This window comes from Providencia sp. Me31A, from assembly GCF_050487165.1.
GTDB lineage: Bacteria > Pseudomonadota > Gammaproteobacteria > Enterobacterales > Enterobacteriaceae > Providencia.
In genome coordinates, this window is the sequence record NZ_JBKQGZ010000029.1 from 24,018 (window position 1) to 45,795 (window position 21,778).

Here is a 21,778-nt window from a genome sequence, read left to right on the forward strand (position 1 = left end):
CGGAAAAATATGCCAATAACATAACTATATGATTTTGTTTTATTACATCTACTACTATAGATGATTTTGATTTAATTCAGGTTTATTTATGCCGCAATAGCGACAGTCTCGAAGATATAAGCATTAACAGCAAAAGGAAATTTATCTTCTTGAACCCCCTGAAAAATCAAAAAATAGGGTTAGCAAACAACCGTATGCGCTTAGTTTTTCACACTCTCTTAAAAAGACTACACTAAAAATAGGGATGAACAGGTATTATCATGTTTAAAAAAAATAAATTATTAGTTTTACCACTATTAATCGTGTCACCACTTGCTTCCGCAGCTGATGTTTTGGTTATCACTGCGCCAAATTCCAAAGATCCATACACTGCAATAACGACATCGTCTGCAACCAAAAATGATACTGAGATATTAAAACTACCACAGACAGTGAATGTGGTGACCAAAACTCAGATAGAAAACAGAGCCGCCGAAACTGTTGTTGATGCGCTCAGGTATACACCTGGAGTGGTAACTGAATATCGTGGTGATTCAAATCGTAATGATGAAGTATTCAGCCGCGGTTTTGATTATGCAAATAAAGTTCTTGATGGTATTTCTTTCGGAGGAAATGCATCCTCATCTATGGGGACAACCGAGCCTTGGTTTTTGGATAGAATTGAAATGATCAAAGGACCTGCCTCTGTTCAATACGGGCAAATAAGCCCTGGTGGGGTTATTGCTATGACAAGTAAAAAACCAACTACGCAGCGTATTAATAAAATTCAGTTACGAGCAGGTAATCGAAATAAAACAGAAGGCTTTTTTGATTTAGGGGGTAAATTAACGGATGATGGCAATGTACTCTATCGTTTAAATGGCTTGGCTAAAAAGAAAGATACTCAAGTACGGGACTACGAAGAAGAAAAATATGCCATCGCTCCAGCAATAACATTTCTTAATGAGAACACTTCTTTTACTCTTCTGACTTATTTACAAAATGCACCGAAAAATGGTTATCGAAATTTCCTGCCAAAATTGGGAACTCTTGAATCAACACCTGAAGGAAAAATTCCGCAAGACTTTAATATAAGTAATCCCGACTATAATGTTTCCAAACAAAAACAGCGCAGTATTGGATATGAATTTGAGCACAATTTCAGTGATAGAATTTCGTTAGTACAAAAGGCACGCTACGCCGAAATCGATGAAAAATATAATTACCTCGTGTTTAACACTTTAGCTGATAACGCCAAAAACTACCCTTATGTGTTAAAGCGCATGGCTCAACATGAAAAAACAAAACTCAATACATTTGGCGTTGATACCCACTTAAATTTTTACATCGACAGTAAGGGGGTTTCTCAAACACTATTAGCAGGTATCGATTATAAATGGACTAAAGAGGATAAACAGTTTTGGCGTGATAGAAGCGGCAATTATGATATTGACTGGCGTAACCCTCAATATCAGCCAATAGATACTTCCAAGCAAACACTATCCACTGACCAATTACAAAAAAGCAATCAAATTGGTATTTATATTCAAGATCAAGTTGAGTGGAATAACTGGAATTTATTAGCTAGCACACGTTATGACTGGGTCAAAGTAAGAACAACAGACAGAACAATCAACAACCAATCGCAACAAAATGATGGAAAATTAACGGGTTTAATAGGTTTATTATATTCGTTTGATAATGGTATATCCCCTTATATTAGTTATAGTACGTCTTTTGAACCCAACCTTGCGACCAATCGAAAACCTGAGAGTAAGCCGTTTGATCCTAAAACAGCAAAACAAACGGAAGTCGGAATTAAATATCTGACCCCAGACCAAAATACGCTTGCTACTTTATCGCTATATCATATTGAGCAAAAAAACATTCCTAAATACGACTCTGAATTAGGCTATATGACACTTATCGGCAAGGGAGAAAGCAAAGGGATCGAAGCCCAGATAAATAGTAAATTAACCGATAAATTTGCAATGACTGGAGCATATTCCTACACAAAAACTAAAGTACTTGAAACAGCAAATAGTGCTGAAAAAGGTAAACAATTTCCCCGTATTCCTAAAAATATGATGTCAGTATGGGGCCAATATCAAGAAAATACAGGGATGCTAGATGGATTTAAAGCAGGGGCTGGAGTGAGATATATTGGGTCGAGTAAGGCTGGTGCTGATAATGGGTTTTCTGTCCCCGGAGTCACACTGTATGATGCAATGATTGGTTATGATCTTGCTCATGTATCTCCTTCTTTAAAAGGCGCTACGATACAATTAAACGTTAATAATTTAATGGATAAACATTATGTTTCATCCTGTGGAATGAGTGATGCCTGTTTCTATGGTATAGGAAGAACAGGCACTGTCACCTTTGATTACGCTTGGTAAAGCGAAAACAGACGCTCAAGGCTATATCAAATTGAGATATGGCCTTACTTGTGTTAGCAATTAAGAATGATAATCAGATAGTGCATTGATCCTATGTTTCCAGATATTTTTTATCACTTATTTTATTATGGGTTTTACCGCGCAGCTATTCTCGCGCAGAATAATTAACCCTCGCCTCTTTTATTCTCTCCCTGCGCATTTTAATTTTCAATAAATGTTATGTGGCACGATAATCATCTAGCCTCAATAAATACTTCTTTCTTACCGTTTTATTAACAAGTTTAACATTTAGCTCATTGACTAAGATGCAACTTTATCGCTTTATTGCACCGTCATATAAACTAAGTAAAAACACCATAATTTATATACTTAAAGAAAATTCTTAAAATAATAAAACATATTATTCAAATGATATTATATTTTATCGCTCATAAAATTAAACTCAATTTGTGTGTAGCGACAGTTTATTGATGGCTTTTTAGTATTTTTAAAGTCATTTTGATCTGAGTAACGTGGCTAGTCTGAATAATTTGGGGTCTAAAGGACGGTATATTATGGATATTTTACGTTTTTTGCTTCGTCAACCTTTTTTACTAATTCGCGTTATTGGTAGGATCTTTGTATTAATTTTGCGTTTAATTGGTTTTATATTGCGCCCTATCGTAGGAAATATTCAATGGACTACACCAACTTGGGTAGTTTTTACTGCGAATCAATTAAAAAGACTAGAAAACGGATGTGTTGAATATCCCAAAAGTATATTGTGTTTTCTCATCGGTATAATAGCCGTGTCATGGGGAAGCTATTATGGATATCATAGCTATTTAAACAGAGCAAAACCTATTGAAGTCGCGCCAATCGTAGTACAAAACGCGACAATTCGAGTCGTCGAGCCAAGAGCCATTGATTATAAAAAAGAGACTCAGCCCTCACAAACTATTTCTTTGGTTTTTTCTAGGCCTTCCGCTCCAATAGAAATGATTGGAAAAGTAACTACCAACGGCCTAAAAATAACTCCCGCAATTGAAGGGAAGTGGGTATGGCGTAATGATCGGATATTAACATTTACGGCCCAAAAAGCATTGCCAATGGGTAAAGAATTCTTGATTGAAATAAATGATGAAGAACTATTAGCACCTCAAGTTACCGTAAATAAAAAACGTTATCATGTTAAAACTCCAGATTTTAGTTACCGTTTAAATCAAAAGGAGTTTTATCAAGATCCTCAAGATCCCCTTAAAAAGCACGTCATATATACATTAGCATTTAATGCGCCAATCAATGTACAGAGTTTTGAAAAAAACCTAAATATTCGTTATGCAGATAATAAAAAATTAAAATATACCGTTAATTATGATGATAAAAAATTGACTGCATGGGTTCACTCCGAGTTATTAGAGCCAAAGAATATTGCTGGCGAAGCAATTCTCACTATTAATAAAGGAATTCAATCAACTGTTTCAGCAAATAGCACAGCAGAAATAAAAGAATTTAAAGTCGTTATTCCGAGTATATACAACTTAAAAATCACAAGCGTTGACAGTAAGCTGGTAAAAACGGCGGAAGGTAAAGACTCTCGTGCGTTGTTGATCTCTTTAAACGATAAAATTAATGAAAAAGAACTTTCTGGTATAAAAGTTAGGTTACTTCCCGTTATTAATCCTGAAGAAAAAAATCGTAAAAACATCCCTTATAATTGGACTATGGATGATATTAGCGACAAAATATTAGATAAATCAGAAGAACTGACCATAAAAATGAATGATAATGAAAGCGAAATGCAATCTTTATTTAGCTTTACATATAAAGCGCCAGCAAATCGTTTTCTACTCGTACAAATCCCCGCAGGGATCGCTTCCGTTGGTGGTTATCATTTAAAAAATGACTACTTAAAAATTGTCCGCGTACCTGACTACCCTATCTTATTAAATTTTATATCAGAAGGCTCCTTGCTTTCAATGAAAGGAGAGAAACACATCACGGTGGCGAGTCGTAATTTAGCGGGGTTACAGTTAGATATAAAACGTGTTATTCCCAATCAATTACATCATGTAGTTTCTTTTAAAGAAAAAAAATTTACTTCTATAAATTTTAATCGCTTAAATGATGAATACTTCACTGAACACTTTAAATATCAGACAACATTAAATAAAAATAATGAGGGTGAAATTCAATATAAAGGTATAGATTTAAGTCAATATTTAAGTAAAAACCCAAACAGCAAACACGGTATATTCTTGTTGACACTGCGTGAATGGGCTCCTGAAAATAACGAAGATTATGAGAGTGAAAGCGATTATGGCGATTCCCGATTTGTCGTTGTGACAGATTTAGGGATTATTGCTAAAACATCGATAGATGGTTCTCGTGATGTATTCGTTCAATCTATTTATACCGGAGAACCGGTTACTGGAGCTAAAGTTTCTGTAATAGCCAAAAATGGAACAACTTTATTAAGCCAAATTACAGATGCAGGTGGTCATGTTGCATTCTCTCCCTTAAATGATTTTCGTAATGAACAAACAGCAGTAATGTTTTTAGTAGAAAAAGAGGGAGATGTTTCATTTTTACCAACAAGTGCTAATTATGATAGACGATTAGATCTCTCACGTTTTGATATATATGGAGACGAAACGCCTCTTGATCCTAGAACTTTAGATAGCTATCTATTTTCTGACCGAGGTGTTTATCGCCCTGGAGATCGTTTTAATATTGGTCTAATAACTCGTACACATGATTGGAAAACCTCCACTGCGGGAATTCCGTTACGTATTGAAGTGCGTGACCCACGTAATACCTTAATGCTATCTAAATCAATCCAATTAAATGATTTTGGTTTTAATGAATTAAGTTATACAACTTCCGAAAACGCACCTACGGGGGATTGGAACATTAATCTTTACTTGGTGAGTAAAGATGATTCAAATGATAGTCTGTTAGGTAGCACTACGATTACAGTGAAAGAATTTGAACCTGATACGATGAAAGTTGCGATTAATTTAACACCAGATAGGTCGCATGGTTGGGTAAAACCCGATGAATTAAAAGCACAAATTGATGTACAAAATCTCTTTGGTACCCCTGCTCAAGATAGACGAGTGATGTCCAAACTGACTTTACGTCCGGTTTATCCTAGTTTTTCTCAGTATAAAAATTACATGTTCAACCAGAGCCGTCGTAATCAGAATAATTTTGAAATGGATTTAGAAGCAAGGGAAACCGACGAAAACGGTAAAGCAACCATTGATCTAGGATTAAAATCCTATGATGGTGCAACCTATCAAATGCAGTTATTTTCAGAAGCATTTGAGGCTGGAAGCGGCCGTTCAGTCATGGCAACAGCGAGAGTTTTAGTCTCTCCTCATGATTATTTAGTTGGAATAAAAGCAGATGGTTCATTAAACTATATTAACCAGAATGCACTAAGAAAATTGCATGTTATTGCGATTGATCCAACGCTAAATCAAATTGCACAGCAAGGATTATCCCTTGAGATCCTAGAACAAAAATATATTTCTGTGCTAACTCGCCAAAATTCTGGTGTTTTTAAATACCAATCGAAATTAAAAGAAACACTTGTTAGTAAAACATCATTAAATATCGATCAAGCAGGCAATGAATATGTTCTCAATACTCAAATGCCAGGCAACTATATTTTGTTAGTGAAAAACGCAGATGGAAATATACTAAACCGAGTTCATTATTCTATTGCTGGCAACGCAAATATAACTCGCTCGTTAGATCGTAACGCAGAATTGAAGCTGACATTAAATAAAGATACCTATAAACCCGGTGAGGATATTGAAATATCAATTAATGCACCATATGCAGGCAGTGGAATTATTACTATTGAACGAGACAAAGTATACCACTGGACATGGTTTAAAGCTTCGACAACTAATTCAGTACAAAAAATTCGTGTTCCTGAGCAATTAACAGGAAATGGCTATGTTAATGTGCAATTTATTCGAGATATTAACTCTGATGAAATATTAATGAGCCCACTTAGTTTTGGTATTAAGCCATTCAACGTGAATCATTCCGCATTCCAAGCCAACGTTAAGCTTGATGTCCCTGAAATTATTAAACCAGGTGAAACTTTGGCCATTAAAGTTAATACGGATAAACAACAGAAAGTGGCTATTTTTGCGGTTGATGAGGGGATTTTGCAAGTTGCTAATTACCAATTTAAAGATCCACTCGATTATTTCTTCCGTAAGCGTTCACTTGAAGTGCAAAGTATGCAAATTTTAGATTTAATTTTGCCTGAATTTAATAAACTAAATCAAAAATCTGCTCCAGGAGGTGATGCAGGAGAAGACGTTGAATTGCATTTAAATCCATTCAAACGTAAAAAAGATGAACCCGTTGCTTATTGGTCTGGTATTACGGATGTAAACGGTGAAGCAACTTTTGAATATAAGGTTCCCAACTATTTTAATGGCAAAATTAGAGTTATGGCTGTTACTGTTACACAAAACCGTATTGGACATACTCAATCATCAACAGTCGTTCGCGATGATTTCGTATTAAGCCCCAATATTCCAACGACGGTCTCTCCGGGAGACATATTTGATGTCACACTAGGTATTTCGAATAACCTTGCCAATTTGAATGGTGAAAAATCATTAATTGATGCAACGCTATCGACAGAGGCGTCCTTAGAGGTTATTGAGAAACATGTACAGCAAATATCGTTAAGAGAAAAACAAGAAGGGGTCGTAACCTTTAAATTGAAAGCTAACGCAACGTTAGGAAATGCCCCAATAACTTTTATGGTAAAATCAGGGGATAAATCGACAACTCGTACAGTTAATTTATCAATTCGTCCCGCAGCTGCATATCGAAGCAGTTCAGCCATTGGCCGAATGGAGGGAAAACAACAAACTCTCAGTGACATTCGTCAAATGTTTGATCATTATGCAGTACGAAATGCTAGCGTTTCGTATTCACCGTTAGTGTTAAGTAATGGGCTATCTCAATACCTTGCAGATTACCCTTATAATTGCTCAGAACAAATCACAAGTCAGGCAATACCATTATTATTTCAGCATAATAATCCTGAAATGAAAAATAGATTGACTCAAAGTCAGATAAACCAACAAATTGATCAAACACTTACAACCTTATTAACCCGCCAAAATGGGCAAGGCATGATTGGTGATTGGCGCGCCACACCAAATGCAGATCCGTATGTCACTTTATATGTAGTTCAATTTTTATTAGAAGCTAAAGAGGCTAACTACCCTGTTTCTAGGACTTTATTAACAACAGCTAATGGTTATTTGAAAAAATTAGCGGCTAATACGACATATAATAATCTGCATGAACTGAGGTATCGAGCATTTGCAACTTATTTGCTAACCCGTCAAGGGGTAGTGACGACGAATATGTTGTCTGACATTCAGACTCGTATGCAGACTCATTATGCCGATAGTTGGAAAAATGATATTGGTGCTTTATATTTAGCTGCTTCATATAAAATGCTAAAAATGGATAGCCAAGCTGAGACATTATTAAAACCTACTTGGGATGATTTAAGTCATGCATATGATAAAGCCTGGTGGAGCCAAAATTTCTTAGACCCATTAGTGCAAGATAGTATCCGCTTATATTTAATCGTCCGCCATTTCCCAGAAAAAGCGGAACAAATCCCACCTCAGTTGCTTGAGAATATGGTGTTGAAAATGAAAGATCAACGCTATACAACACACTCATCAGCCATGAGTATTTTGGCGCTGGAATATTATACTAAACAGATCCAACGCGCTTCGAGTGACAAAGGCAAGTTGACAATCAATATTAAAACGAAAAATAATCCAATGAGTTTAATTTCAACAATGGAAAATGCGACGGCTTTCGGTCAATTTCCAGCAGAAACTCAAGCAATTACGTTAAACAATCCTACGGATAATCCAGCTTGGTATGTAGTGACTCAAGCAGGCTTTGATAATACGCCTCCTACGCAATCTATTTCTCAAGGACTCGAAATCACTCGTGAGTATATTAATAAAAAAGGTCAAGTGGTTAATACAGTAACTTTAGGTGAAAAACTGTATGTTCATATTAAAGTTCGTGCAAATAGTAAAGAAGGCGTAAATGATATTGTCGTGGTTGATTTATTGCCGGGGGGTTTTGAAATCGTTCAACAGCCACTCAACACCAACAATGGTAAGGCTAAATGGCCTTCACCTAAACCGGCACAGGGGAGTATTTGGTATACCGACTATAGCGATGTTCGGGAAGATAGAATTATTCTCTATGGCCGAGCAAAAAGTAATGTCCAAGAGTATGTTTATGAAATAAAAGCTACTAATACAGGTGTTTACGCTATCCCAGCTGCATATGGTGAAGCTATGTATGATCGTAAAGTTCAAGCATTAGCAGTAAGTAACGGTTCACTGACTGTAACGTTACCCGATAGCACCAGTAAATCCGCTATGGATAATGATAAATAATAAATTTTGATAAATAACCGATGAATCAATCCGGCTTAAAAGGCGATGCTTCTTACTCCCCAAAAATAGTGAGAAGCAAACGCCTTATTCAAAATATCTTAATGTTATTTTTTTTGTTTGCATTATTTTGCTTGTGTTTTCGTCTTTGGCCACACCCTTCTTTGAATGAGGGACTGCCTTTATCTACCGTTTATTATGATAAAAATGGTCAATTAATGCGATTAACACTAGCCAATGATGACCGCTATCGACTCTGGACAAAACTTGACGATATTTCTCCGCTAGTCGTTGATGGAGTAATGCGCTATGAAGACCGTTTTTTTTACTACCATCCCGGATTCAACCCTTATAGTTTAGGGCGGGGATTCTTTGTCAGTTATGTATTTGGCCAACGCCTACAAGGTGGTTCAACACTGACGATGCAGCTAGCACGTATGCGCTGGCAACTAAATACTCGAACGATTAAAGGCAAATCTCTGCAAATCCTTCGTGCTATACAACTAGAGTTAAGTTATTCCAAAAAGGACATTTTGGAGGCTTATTTTAACTATGCCCCTTATGGCCGTAATATCGAAAGTATCGGCGCGGCAAGCCTCATCTACTTTAATAAAAAGCCGATTGACCTAACATTACCTGAAGCTTTAACTTTAGCGGTATTGCCTCAATCCCCCAGTTACAGAATTGAGCCTAATACACATGAAATTAGCCCAACGCTTACTCAGGCACGTAATCGTCTTTTCCATCATTGGTTGGAGGAACATCCTCAAGATAGGGCTCTAGCTGCTTTATTTGAGTTACCGTTGGTTTTACGCCAACCAGAAAAAATGCCTTATATCGCTCCTCATTTCATTGAACAATTAATACAAAGTAATCGATATAACACTGATAAATCACAGGTTATTACAACAACTATTGATGCCGATCTGCAACGACTCGTCGAAAGGCAAGTGGATGCATTTATTGAACGACATCAGCATATTGGTTTACATAATGCGGCGGTATTATTGGTTGATACCCAAGATATGGGCATTCGCGCGCTAGTAGGCTCCTCAGACTATTATAATGCAAGGATACTAGGGCAGAACAATGGAACAAATGCAAAACGCTCGCCAGGCTCTACTTTAAAACCTTTTATTTATGCACTCGGCATAGATCAAGGGATTTTGCATCCACTGACCATTTTAAAAGATGTTTCTACCAGCTTTGGTAACTATCACCCCGAAAACTTTGATTTACGATTCTTAGGCCCTATTTCTGCAACTAATGCTTTGAATTATAGCCGAAATATTCCAGCGGTAGAAATCTCATCTCAATTAAAATCACCTAATTTATACCAATTTTTGCAAGCTAGTGGTGTAAACAATATGGCAAGTGAAAGCCATTATGGACTGTCATTGGTACTTGGAGGAGGAGAAATCACTGCGCAAGAGCTGGCAAAATTATATGGAATTTTAGCTAACAGGGGGGAGCTTCGTTCCCTACGTTTTGATCAATCAACGCCTATAGAAAAGCCCATTCGTCTATTAAGTGAAGAGGCCAGCTTTATAACATTAGATATGCTAGCGCAACACCGAAGGCCGGGTTCTACCTTAGCGCAAAAATCGATGGCATTACCTGTTTATTGGAAAACAGGGACATCTTGGGGATTTCGTGATGCGTGGAGCAGTGGTATTTTTGGAAACTATGTTTTAATTGTCTGGCTAGGAAATTTTGATAACAAAGGCAATAGCGCATTCATTGGTGCTGAAGCAGCTGCCCCCCTATTTTTTAATATCATTGATAATATTATAGCGGAATATCCCAATCTGAAAGAACCGTCCTTTGAACAACCTCAAAACCTCAAGCAAGAAGATGTGTGTTTAGCGAGTGGCAACCTACCATCACCTTGGTGTCAACGTCGAGGAAAAACTTGGTTTATACCAGGTAAATCACCTATTAAAATCGATACAATTTATCGACCCGTTGCCATTGATAAAATCACAGGTGAGGTTGTCTGTCCGCCCTACAATAAAAGCGACGTAAATATTGAAATCTTCGAATATTGGCCATCAGATCTAGCAAAAGTATTTGAGCTCGCCGGATTAAGTAAAAAAAAGCCACCATCTACGGCCCATTGTCTAAATGGTGAATCGGCAATTACAGGCTTACCACCCAAAATTATTTCACCATTGAGTAATACTACATATACCTTTAGACGAACAGAAGCCACGACGACATCGATCGTTTTGAATGCAACAACAGATAATAATAGCAGTGTTGTCTACTGGTTTGTGAATGATGCTTATATCGGCAGCAGTACAAGTAAACAAACAATTGAATGGAAACCTACCGTTAGTGGACAATATCAAATACGTGCAGTTGACGACAAAGGAAAGGCAGATATACGAAATGTACAAGTCGATATTATTGGTGTTATTGATAAACCTAATCAATAAGTCACTTTCAATGAATTTTTTAATTGATTGGCTGACAATATGCTTCAAAAAATCTAAAAAGAAAATTTTTCGTCACCATTAAAGCATTTATACCAGCCTAAAGTTAACAATAGCATTCATACAAAAAATATAACAACCTAAGTTATTGTGATAAACATCATAGAATATTAAATTGCTAAACAGACATATTTGACTTGTTGAGTCTTAACAGGTAGAAACAAGATAGTGATTTAAAAACAGATCAATTTTCCAGCTGTTTTATTTTTTTATTTCAACAGTATCATTTTTTAGATTTGAGTGGTTTTTTTAGTCAATTTAGGCTTCATTTAAATCAGTAAAATGTAAAAAACTAGTTCTTAATATGTTTTTTTATTGTTCTTTACCTGTTGAGTATCATTTTTTAGACTGAATTTATGGCAGTATTTATAGAAAATGAGGTACACATGGATAGACAAAACTTCTCTATGCAAGATATGAAAAGTGTATTTGAAAAATTAAAAAGCTTTTCTGCACGACCAGATGAAAAAGGCATTACAAGACTAGCATATTCAAAAGAAGACCAAAGCGCACATAGTTATATGGTTGAAATAATGAAAGAAGCAGGTTTTTCGGTACGCCAAGATGCGGTTGGAAATGTATTTTGTCGTTTACCCGGAAAGTGTTCTGACTTACCTGCCGTGGGAACGGGCTCCCACCTAGATACAGTACCAAACGGAGGAGCTTACGACGGTGCGTTAGGTGTCTTGGCAGGGTTTTATGCCTTAATGCAATTTAAACCACAGCAGCTCACCCACGACTTAGAATTAATTATTTTTCGAGCAGAAGAATCGAGCCGATTTGGTTTTTCTTGTATTGGAAGCAAAGTGTTACTGGGTGAAGTAGACAAAGAGAAATGGGTGCTAAATTGTGACGATGAGGGGGACAATTTTTTTGATGTTATCGACAAAGCAGGTTATCAAAGCAATAAAATAGAAGAATGTGAATTACCTGATAATTATTTTAGTGCATTCGTTGAACTCCATATTGAACAAGGTAAACGCCTTGAACTAGAGAAAAAAACAGTTGGAATTGTTAACGGTATTGCCGCCCCAACACGTTATAATATCGAGGTTAATGGTCATGCAGATCACTCAGGTGCGACCCCCATGTATCAACGCCATGACGCTTTGGTAGCAAGTGCAGCAATTATCGACGACCTAAATCGAGCTGCGTGTAAAGAAGCACACTGGGGGACTGTCGGTACAATTGGTAAATTAAATGTTTACCCTAACTCAATGAATGTCATCCCTGGCGAAGTGAAATTTTTAGTCGACATTCGCGGCATTGAGACGGATTCAATTAATAGAGTAGCTGAAAGTTTGCACCGTTCGATAATAAAATCACAACAAGATAATAACGTTGAAATAAAAATTCGAGAAATATCATCTGAGCAGCCAGTTAAGCTTAATCAAGATATTTGTCAGGTCATCGAACAAATTTGCTTAGATAAAAAAATTAACCATTTGAAAATGATAAGTGGTGCTGGTCATGACTCGATGAATATGGCTAAAAAATTTCCTACAGCAATGATTTTTACGCCGTCAAAAGATGGGATTAGTCATCACCCCGATGAGTTTACCGATTTTAATGATATTATTATTGCAGCAGATTTATTAAAGGAAACACTTTATTCATTGGCGAAATAAAAAATAGATTAATAATCATCAAGTGTTCTTTTTAGTAAATTAATGGCATCTTCACCTTTGGCTGCATGTTCCCAAAGATTATCAAACAGATGTCTATAGCGCGAAATTGCTTCTTCCGAATTAGTGACAGAGGCTATGCCATTAGTAATATTAGGAAACTCACCTAGTCTAAAGGGACTAACGGCTAAAGATGAAGCACCCTGTTGGTTATAAAATATTTGAAATGTTAAAGATGGAATAGTTTTTATTGAAATAGCAATATTTGCCAGATGTTGTTTTCCTTCGATAATATTAATTAAATGAATTAATTCATTTCGAGCTTGTAATATACGGTCTATTTTTGTACTTGGCGGTAAATTTAAAGATCCAACTAAGCCCGTATGTAATATTCGTTGAATAGATTGAAGGCTAATAAGATTAAATAATCTTGGGGGCCGACTATTAATAGTATTTTTACGCTCTTCTAAAATTGAAAGAGTCGAACGTTGCTTTTCTGATAATAAGCCTTTAGGTGCAGAATCCATTAGCATTTTTGCAAGATACGTATCGTAATTTTTAGATGTTAATAGATATGAGAATGGCTCAAAGTGCGCATAGATTTTCTCTGACGAGTCTTCTAGTTGACGCATTCGTTCAAAAAAACCATCAGCATTTGAATAATACTCAGAGCTGACTCCTAATAAACTTGAAAGGGAAGTGTTAAGTAAATCAGCAAGTTTTTCAAGGGTTTCTATTTTTACAATTTCGCCTTTTTCTAAACGATAAACGGCGGCTCTAGAAATTCCCAAATTTTCGGCAACTTGCTCTGCCCTTAAGGATTCAGCTATACGATAGGCTCGAAGGCGATTACCGATAGATATGTAGTTAATAGGATTATTCTTCATAATTATCTGTTATGTGAATTTATTCTTATTTTACAAAACAAATTCTCTTTCTTCAATCTGTTAAATTTGTAATCAAAGAAAAGAATATATTTCAATAATGTTAATTAAACTTTAAACCAATATATTTTTAAATTAATACACAAAAACAACAAATTAATCGCAATATAACGTTGTGAGCTCAACTCTATCTTATTGAGTAATATAAGGATAATTGTATGAAAAATTCCGCCCCCATACTGAATGTGAGTTCACCTTCAGCCACACCATCTGAGGAGGGAGAATCGAGAAATTATCAACTAAAGACCGTAGGCACATCAATAACAGGTTATATGGTTGAAGGTTTTGACTTATTGATGATTGGCTTTTTGATATCTGCAATTACTGTAGCACTGTCAGTCACTCCGACAGAAGCAGGGGCACTGGTGAGCTGGTCATTACTGGGGACGGTTGCAGGAGGTGTTTCTTTTGGCATCATCAGTGATAAATATGGTCGTGTATTTGCCCTAAAATGGGGAATAGCACTGTATATGGTATTTACTACACTGTGTTATTTTTCAGTTGGTTACACAGACTTATTGATCTACCGATTTTTTGTTGGCTTCGCAATGGGGGGCGAGTTTGGAATAGGCATGACATTAGTTGCCGAAGCTTGGCCTGCGAAAAAACGAGCTAGAGCCTCATCTTATGTTGGGCTAGGTTGGCAATCTGGTGTGTTAATGGCCGCCATTTTACCACCATTATTAATTCCGTTGATTGGCTGGAAAGGGATGTTTTTAGTTGGACTCGTTCCTGCGGTTATTGCTTTTATCATGCGCAGCCGCTTACGCGAGCCCGAGATTTTTCTTAAAGCCAAAAGAAGCCAATCAGTCAAAAACAAATTTTCGTTAAAGCTTTTATTTGCCGATAAAGCAACCACAAAAACGACAATTGGCATTGTCATTTTGACCTCCGTGCAAAATTTTGGTTATTACGGGCTGATGATCTGGCTCCCCACATTCATGGCGAACAACTTAGGTTTCTCATTAAGTAAATCAAGTGTGTGGACGGCCGTAACGATTATCGGCATGGGAATAGGCATTTGGCTATTTGGTCGATTGTCTGACCGATTTGGCCGTAAACCCATTTTCATTACCTATCAACTGGGCGCTTTTGTTATGGTTCTGGTGTACACCCAATTAACAGACCCTACAATATTACTGTTTGCTGGCGCTTTAATGGGGTTATTCGTTAATGGCATGTTAGCTGGATTCGGTGTACTTATTTCTGAAAACTACCCAACTGAAATTCGCGCAACTGCGCAAAATATTTTATTCAATATTGGCCGCGGTGTTGGCGCGACAGGACCACTTATCGTCGGTTTACTTGCGACAACTTATTCTTTCACCTATGCAATAGCCTTACTCGCGTCAATTTATGTCATCGACATTATTGCAACAGTATTCTTAATAAAAGAGAGCAAAGGCGTTTCTTTAAAGTAATTTTATGAGGTTTTCATTATGGCTGCAGTAGACGGTAAGTCAAAAGTAATCAGCAACCAATGGGTTAATGATAATTATAAACATATTGTTGTTGACGTAGGCCCAATAGCGTCAAAAGTTCAACCGGGACAATTCTTTAATTTATCTTGCCCACAAGTTGGTACTGACAAACCATTTTTTCGTCGTCCAATGAGCACATACCATGCGGATAAAAATACTCACAGAGTCGAATTTTTATACAAAGTGACAGGCGCAGGAACGCGAGGCCTTGCAACATTAAAAGCGGGAGAGGACTTAAGTTTCCTAGGCCCATTAGGGAAGGGATTCTCTTTAAAATCGCACTATCGCCATATATTAGTAGTAGGTCGTGGCGTGGGACTGGCCACATTAGCGCCTTTAGCTGAGCATGCATCTAGTATGAATATTCAAGTAACCGCGATACTAAGTGCACAGGATTCAGGCCGCTTGATGTCCCAACACCGTTTTCATGATGTAAATGCGACCGTGTTCGAAGTCACGGATGATGATGGCTCCAGTGAGGTTGACAAGGTCAAGGCATTAATAGAAGAAATCAATCAAAAAAATAAAATTGACTCAATATATACATGCGGTTCCGTTAGATTGTCAAAGTTATTACAACAATTAGCAATAACCTTTGATTGTGATGGAGAGGTCGCGCTAGAACAGCATATGGCTTGCGGTATCGGTATGTGTTATTGCTGCGTAAGACCTATAAAAGTGGGTGAAAAACAACCGCAAGTAAGTAAGCGGGTATGTTATGACGGTCCTGTTTTTCAAATAAAAGAGGTCGTATTATGATTGATTTGTCGGTCAATATTAAAGGGCTTAAATTACAAAATCCCATCATGCCAGCCTCTGGAACATTTGCTGACGGATTAGCTGAAGTGATTGACTTTAATAGGTTAGGAGCCTTTGTTACTAAAACGTTCACTAAAGAAAAAAGAGCAGGAAACCCAATCCCACGAATTTGTGAACTCGATAGCGCAATGTTGAATGCTATCGGTATTCCGAGTAAAGGGTTGGAAGATTATATTGAAAATACCGTACCGTTCTATACTCAATATCAACCACCACTAATAGCGAGTATTTCTGCCAATACCGCCGCCGAATTTGCGATCTTAGCGGAAAGTTTGCATCGAGTTCCGGGGATTGCAGGTATTGAGGCCAATATTTCATGCCCAAATATTGAAGCTAACGGAAAAGCTTTCGCCATTGCGCCAGAGACGACAGCGCAAGTCATTAAAGCCTTGCGTAATGCAACAACTTTACCGTTATGGGCAAAATTGACCCCAAACACATCAGACATAATCAGCGTAGCACAAGCGGCTGAAGCAGAAGGTTGCGACGCATTAGTGGTTGGTAATACGCTGCTCGGAATGTCTATCGATATTCAAACTCGTCGTCCAAATTTAGGGAATATATTAGGGGGGCTTTCAGGGCCATCAATCAAACCGGTATTATTAAGAATGACTTATCAATGTTTCAAAAACGTCAATATTCCCATTATTGGCTGCGGCGGTATTTCCAATACCCATGATACGATTGAATACATGATGGCAGGCGCGACCGCGGTTCAGGTTGGCACAGCAACATTCGTTAATCCAAGTACCATGATAACCATAATCGATGAACTTGAAATTTGGTGTGCAAATCATGGCATAAAACATATCTCTGAGCTAACGGGCTCTGTGAATGATACACCTTTTGAGGCTTACACCGCATTATCCTAAAAGAGGGAAAAAGGCTTATGAGTATTGAACTAACAATTCGTCGCCCTGATGATTGGCACTTGCATTTACGGGACAACGATATGCTAAAAGGTGTGCTCCCATTTAGCTCCTTGCATTATAGCCGAGGGATTATCATGCCGAATCTTGTGCCCCCGTTAAAAACAACTCAGGAAATCGCCGCATATCGTGATCGTATTTTAGCCGCTTGCCCAGACGAACATGATTTTACCCCCTTAATGACCGCTTACTTATCCGATGATACTAATCCAACTGATTTAGTTGAAGGTTTTAAGCAAGGGATTATTAAAGCGGCAAAATTATATCCAGCTAATGCCACAACGAATTCTGCACAAGGCGTTAGTTCAATTGATAATATCAGCCATGTGTTAGATGCCATGCAACAAGCAGATATTCCGCTATTAATTCATGGCGAAGTAACAGATAGTACGATTGATATTTTTGATCGCGAAGCTAAGTTTATCGAAAAAATATTAATTCCATTAGTTGCTCGTTATCCCGCACTACGCATTGTTTTAGAGCATGCAACCACCTCTGAAGCGGTTGAATTTGTTATGCAAAACCAACAGAATGTCGCAGCAACTATCACACCACAACATGTTCTTTATAATCGCAATGCATTATTTAACAAAGGCTTAAACCCACATAACTATTGCCTACCAATATTAAAACGAGAAAAGCATCGTCAAGCGCTAATTAAAGCGATTACTTCAGGATGCGAGAGGTTTTTCTTAGGGACAGACTCCGCGCCGCATGAACAAATGCGTAAAGAGAGTAGTTGTGGGTGTGCTGGTGCATTTAATGCATTAGTGGCACTTTCTGTATATGTTCAAGTGTTTGAAACTGCAAATGCACTAGATAAATTTGAAGCTTTTGCATCTTTAAACGGCCCCAAATTCTATAAATTACCTGTCAATAAAGAATCACTCACATTAGTTAAAAGAGATTTTTTGGTACCGGATACTCTAGCTATTGCTGGTGTTGGCAATTTAATTCCTTTCTTAGCAGGTCAAACATTAGCTTGGTCGATTAAGAATTAACGCAAATAAATGAGTATCTAAAATAAGTTAACTTTTTCTATGGCTGTTTATTAATTTATAAATATCAGTAGAAATAAAGTTTAAATACAATTTATACAAAAGATAACAAAACCCCCTAGTTAGAAACGAGGGGGTTTCTTTATTATTAAAACCGATAAAGAATATCGCCCCGTCATTACGCTTTATTGAATAATGACATGGATTTTATAATAACGAAGTTAAACAACCAATATAAAGATTATAAGCTGTTAACATGGCTTTTTCATCAAAATCAAAATTCGCCTGATGATGCCCTGCCGTTCTATCTGCGCCAACAACAAAATAAAGTGATTTACCCCCGCAACGTTGCACTCGTTTTGCTAAAATTGTCGCATCTTCACTACCACCAAAGGGTTTAGTCGCAATCGCAGTAAGCTCTGAATGTTGCTGAACAACAGAGGTTAAAACATCAATTAATTGTTGGTCGTTTTGCAGATCTACAGCTTCCCCCATCACTTCATATTCCATTTCAAGTTGGAAACTGTGTGCAGAACCTTCGGCCATGCGAATCGCATTCTCACTCATAAAACGGTTAATATCTTCATTTTCGCCACGCACTTCAACCTGCATTTCTGCATAAGCAGGAGTCACATTACGGCCTTCCCCAGCCCTTAATACCCCAACATTGATACGTGACATACCTTTACCGTGGCGAGAGATGCCCAGCATTTGTGTCGAGGCATGACATGCGCCAGCAAGTGCATTTATACCGAGCTCTGGTTCAGCGCCTGCGTGGGATGGCACTCCCTTAAAACGGAAGTCAAGCTTAGTGGTACAGAGAAAATGCGTTGGGTTAATGACAATTTCGCCGCTATTAGCAATAAAACCAAGGTGAGATCCTAAAAAATAGTCAACATCATCGACAATACCACTTTCAGCCATTGCTCTGGCACCGCGAACCCCTTCCTCTGCTGGTTGAAAAAGTATTTTCACTTTACCGTTTAGCTTATCTTTATTTGCCACTAACCAAGTTGCCACCGCTAAACCAATAGAAATATGACCATCATGACCACATGCATGCATTTCACCTGGATGGCAAGATGAAAAATTACACTTTTTAGGGGTGTGCTCGTCAGCGGTACTCTCGGTGACACCAACACAATCAATATCAAAACGTAATGCTACCGTTGGGCCAGGTTTGCCACTATCAAAAATGGCAACACACCCTGTTAAGTCTTGCATTTCTTTTAGTAATTCATCACTAACATGGTGTTGACGAGCGACTTCTAAGCCTTTATCAACTATTTTTTGTTGGCGACCAAAGGCATATTCAGGGTTAATAACACTCGTGCCAACTTTGACTTCAAGATTAAGGGCCCGTAGATGTTTGACAATTTTAGCCGTTGTTAAAAACTCAGACCAACCAATTTCAGGAAACTGATGGAATTCTCTACGCCATGCTATAAGTTGTTCTAACGTTACTATTGACATACTATTTCCTTAATATTAAAGCATTATTAATGCAATAAAAATGACGCCTACTATCATGCCTGGCGCTGTACGTTTTGCGATTTCCATTGGGTTAATATTTGCTAAACCGGCACAAACAATTGTCGCCCCTGCAAGTGGTGACATGGTGCGGCCTAATGCCCCAGAAATTGCAGAGGCCATACCTAAATCGGGGATTTCATAACCAAATTTCTGTGCAAATGGTGTAACAGTTTCATTAAAGGCAAATGCCGCAGCATCTCCTGAGCCTGTTATCATCCCCATTAAAAATGGTCCGAGTGTTCCCCCCCAACGTGCAAATTCAGGAGAATGAATGAGAAAACCAATAAATGAATCAATGACACCCGATGCTTTTAATCCTGCCGAAAATACCGCAGCAGCAATGATAATGCCTAGCACATCGCCATATGCATTCCCCATTCCTTTAAAAAATTCTTTAGTGATAGTCGAAGGGTTGGTGCGTGTAATAATTAATGCATAAATAGCGCCAATTAACATCGCAGCAGGCACTGTAATTTGAAACTCTTTAAAAGATTCAATAAACGGCAGTAAGAGTATAATTAAAGGAACAAATGGCGCGGTAGAAAATAAATAATTTGGACGTTCCTTTTCTTCTGAGGCAACCGTCCCCCCTCCATTTTCGAAAACGTTTTGACTAATTTTGTACTCTTTTTTGATTAGTGCAACAAAAGATAAAGAAACTGCGGCAATTGCCCCTACCGCTAGACTATATGGGCTATGACGAGCAATGAGGTCAACAATGCTCATGTTAGACATATGAGCGACAAATGGATTGTGTGAGAGGCCAGGGCTAAGCATGGAGCCAATCGTACCGCATAACACTGCCCCCCCTGCAATCGCAGGATGAATACGAGCTGCTATCAATAAAGGAATCAAAGTTGCACCAACAGCCGCCGCACAACCCGCTGCAGATGGAATAGCAATATTGATAAAAAAAGTGAGGATAACTGCGGTAGGGATCAGAAAAAAACCAAGTTTAGTTAAGAAACTAGATAAAACTAAAACTAAATGTTTATCACATTTAGTATATTTCATTACATAAGCAAAACCCATACTGGAACAGATAGCTTGGATCAGCGGAGCCGAAACCATTCGTTCACTAAATGCGTTTAAAGCGCTCATTGGAGTTAAACTGATAATACAAAGTAGTAAACCGGCTGCTATCAGTACCATCCTGGTTTCGTATTTTTTTACAAGTAAATATATTGTAACAATAATAACAAACGCCGTGATAACTTGTATTATCATGACATGCCCTCTTTTTATTAAATTAAGTGTTTTAACGTAAATTGAAATAAATAAAAAAATTTATAGTGGATTATTCAATTATGAATCTGATCGTTTTTATTTGATTGCGTAAAATCAACTTTTATTACTTTTTTAAGTTCTATTACAAATAAAAGAGCGATATTTCATTTTTCTGACATGGATTAAACTAAAGATTTATTAATGGTGGGTTCTAAGGGAGCGCCCTATTCTCTTTTGGAGTTAATTTCATATTTGGAAACCGCACATTTGCCGAGAGACATTGCATCCATCGTTCAACTTTATTGTATATTTCTGCATATCTGTTAAATATTTATTACCACTTTTTATAATTTTCGTTATTAAATTTGACTCATGCTATAACTATAAAATTTTACTTAACTATAAAATATAAATCTTGGTAGCTTAATTAGACCATTACAAATGCAGTTCTCCTCACAAGATACCACAGAAAATGTTATCGACGGTTCCCCCCCTTTTTGTTCACGATGAGTCAACCCGTAATGATAAACAACAGCAAAAAATCAGTGCTCAAGTTCGTCCGCTACTAGATAGGGTTGAAGCTGTGTGCAGCAACGAGGGCTGTCAGTTAGGCGTTAATTTGTGACTGTTTAAACGTGATGGCGAAGATAGCCGCCAAGCTCATAGATCCAAATTCAGGTTATTTGATCTATCTATCATAAATTTTTGGATTATTGTATGCGAACACGTCTTATTTTGTTGGTTCATTAAAAATATTAAGATGTTTAAGTATTGAAGAAATGTATAATAGAGTGAGTCTATGGTAAAAGTGTAAGCATTTTCATTGTAAAACGAAGATTACTTTCAACTTAGCTCAACATATTGCTGAAATATCACAAAAATAGCGAGAACCTA

11 protein-coding genes are annotated in these 21,778 nt (G+C 37.3%); 8 read left to right on the forward strand and 3 right to left on the reverse strand.

Annotated features, from left to right (window positions below; genetic code table 11):
* Positions 1-260: 260 nt before the first annotated feature.
* The 4 genes from ACLPIE_RS19610 to ACLPIE_RS19625 all read left to right on the forward strand — a co-directional run bounded on the left by ACLPIE_RS19610 (position 261) and on the right by ACLPIE_RS19625 (position 12,956).
* The gene (locus ACLPIE_RS19610) at positions 261-2,378 is read left to right on the forward strand and encodes a TonB-dependent siderophore receptor (RefSeq protein WP_430263403.1); all 2,118 of its coding nucleotides are present in this window, start codon (positions 261-263) and stop codon (positions 2,376-2,378) included.
* Between the two features lie 554 nt (positions 2,379-2,932).
* Entirely contained in the window at positions 2,933-8,836 is a 5,904-nt protein-coding gene (locus ACLPIE_RS19615; RefSeq protein ID WP_430263404.1) for an alpha-2-macroglobulin family protein, read from the forward strand.
* A 20-nt stretch (positions 8,837-8,856) separates the two neighbouring features.
* Positions 8,857-11,271, forward strand: coding sequence for a penicillin-binding protein 1C (gene pbpC, locus ACLPIE_RS19620; RefSeq protein WP_430263405.1), 2,415 nt, complete (start codon positions 8,857-8,859; stop codon positions 11,269-11,271).
* Positions 11,272-11,714: 443 nt separating this feature from the next.
* Positions 11,715-12,956 (forward strand): M20 family metallo-hydrolase, encoded by a 1,242-nt coding sequence (locus ACLPIE_RS19625; RefSeq protein WP_430263406.1) that lies wholly within the window; start codon positions 11,715-11,717, stop codon positions 12,954-12,956.
* 8 nt (positions 12,957-12,964) lie between these two features.
* On the opposite strand, the gene ACLPIE_RS19630 is transcribed toward ACLPIE_RS19625, so the two are convergent.
* Entirely contained in the window at positions 12,965-13,840 is an 876-nt protein-coding gene (locus tag ACLPIE_RS19630) for a helix-turn-helix domain-containing protein (RefSeq protein ID WP_430263407.1), read from the reverse strand.
* Between the two features lie 215 nt (positions 13,841-14,055).
* Between ACLPIE_RS19630 and ACLPIE_RS19635 the strand changes: the two genes are divergently transcribed.
* The 4 genes from ACLPIE_RS19635 to pyrC are packed head-to-tail and all read left to right on the forward strand — an operon-like array spanning position 14,056 to position 18,127.
* On the forward strand, positions 14,056-15,318 hold the full coding sequence (locus tag ACLPIE_RS19635; protein WP_430263408.1) for an MFS transporter: 1,263 nt from the start codon (positions 14,056-14,058) through the stop codon (positions 15,316-15,318).
* Positions 15,319-15,336: 18 nt separating this feature from the next.
* Entirely contained in the window at positions 15,337-16,137 is an 801-nt protein-coding gene (locus ACLPIE_RS19640) for a dihydroorotate dehydrogenase electron transfer subunit (protein ID WP_430263409.1), read from the forward strand.
* Complete coding sequence (locus ACLPIE_RS19645; RefSeq protein ID WP_430263410.1) at positions 16,134-17,069, forward strand: dihydroorotate dehydrogenase; 936 nt, start codon at positions 16,134-16,136, stop codon at positions 17,067-17,069. The genes ACLPIE_RS19640 and ACLPIE_RS19645 overlap by 4 nt, the downstream gene beginning before the upstream one ends.
* A gap of 17 nt (positions 17,070-17,086) precedes the next feature.
* A complete protein-coding gene (gene pyrC, locus ACLPIE_RS19650) occupies positions 17,087-18,127 on the forward strand; it encodes a dihydroorotase (protein ID WP_430263411.1) in 1,041 nt (346 codons plus the stop codon).
* A gap of 204 nt (positions 18,128-18,331) precedes the next feature.
* On the opposite strand, the gene ACLPIE_RS19655 is transcribed toward pyrC, so the two are convergent.
* Both ACLPIE_RS19655 and dcuC read right to left on the reverse strand, forming a co-directional pair.
* Complete coding sequence (locus ACLPIE_RS19655) at positions 18,332-19,597, reverse strand: amidohydrolase (RefSeq protein WP_430263412.1); 1,266 nt, start codon at positions 19,595-19,597, stop codon at positions 18,332-18,334.
* Between the two features lie 15 nt (positions 19,598-19,612).
* Positions 19,613-20,884 (reverse strand): C4-dicarboxylate transporter DcuC, encoded by a 1,272-nt coding sequence (gene dcuC, locus ACLPIE_RS19660; protein WP_430263413.1) that lies wholly within the window; start codon positions 20,882-20,884, stop codon positions 19,613-19,615.
* Between the last annotated feature and the right edge of the window lie 894 nt (positions 20,885-21,778).

What these genes read in the sequence shown, in the direction of transcription:
- ACLPIE_RS19655 (WP_430263412.1), bottom strand. Translation starts at nt 19,597, where the DNA reads ATGTCAATAGTAACGTTAGAACAACTTATAGCATGGCGTAGAGAATTC.
- ACLPIE_RS19615 (WP_430263404.1), top strand. Translation starts at nt 2,933, where the DNA reads ATGGATATTTTACGTTTTTTGCTTCGTCAACCTTTTTTACTAATTCGC.
- ACLPIE_RS19635 (WP_430263408.1), top strand. Translation starts at nt 14,056, where the DNA reads ATGAAAAATTCCGCCCCCATACTGAATGTGAGTTCACCTTCAGCCACA.
- ACLPIE_RS19630 (WP_430263407.1), bottom strand. Translation starts at nt 13,840, where the DNA reads ATGAAGAATAATCCTATTAACTACATATCTATCGGTAATCGCCTTCGA.
- ACLPIE_RS19610 (WP_430263403.1), top strand. Translation starts at nt 261, where the DNA reads ATGTTTAAAAAAAATAAATTATTAGTTTTACCACTATTAATCGTGTCA.
- ACLPIE_RS19625 (WP_430263406.1), top strand. Translation starts at nt 11,715, where the DNA reads ATGGATAGACAAAACTTCTCTATGCAAGATATGAAAAGTGTATTTGAA.
- ACLPIE_RS19645 (WP_430263410.1), top strand. Translation starts at nt 16,134, where the DNA reads ATGATTGATTTGTCGGTCAATATTAAAGGGCTTAAATTACAAAATCCC.
- pyrC (WP_430263411.1), top strand. Translation starts at nt 17,087, where the DNA reads ATGAGTATTGAACTAACAATTCGTCGCCCTGATGATTGGCACTTGCAT.
- ACLPIE_RS19640 (WP_430263409.1), top strand. Translation starts at nt 15,337, where the DNA reads ATGGCTGCAGTAGACGGTAAGTCAAAAGTAATCAGCAACCAATGGGTT.
- pbpC (WP_430263405.1), top strand. Translation starts at nt 8,857, where the DNA reads ATGAATCAATCCGGCTTAAAAGGCGATGCTTCTTACTCCCCAAAAATA.
- dcuC (WP_430263413.1), bottom strand. Translation starts at nt 20,884, where the DNA reads ATGATAATACAAGTTATCACGGCGTTTGTTATTATTGTTACAATATAT.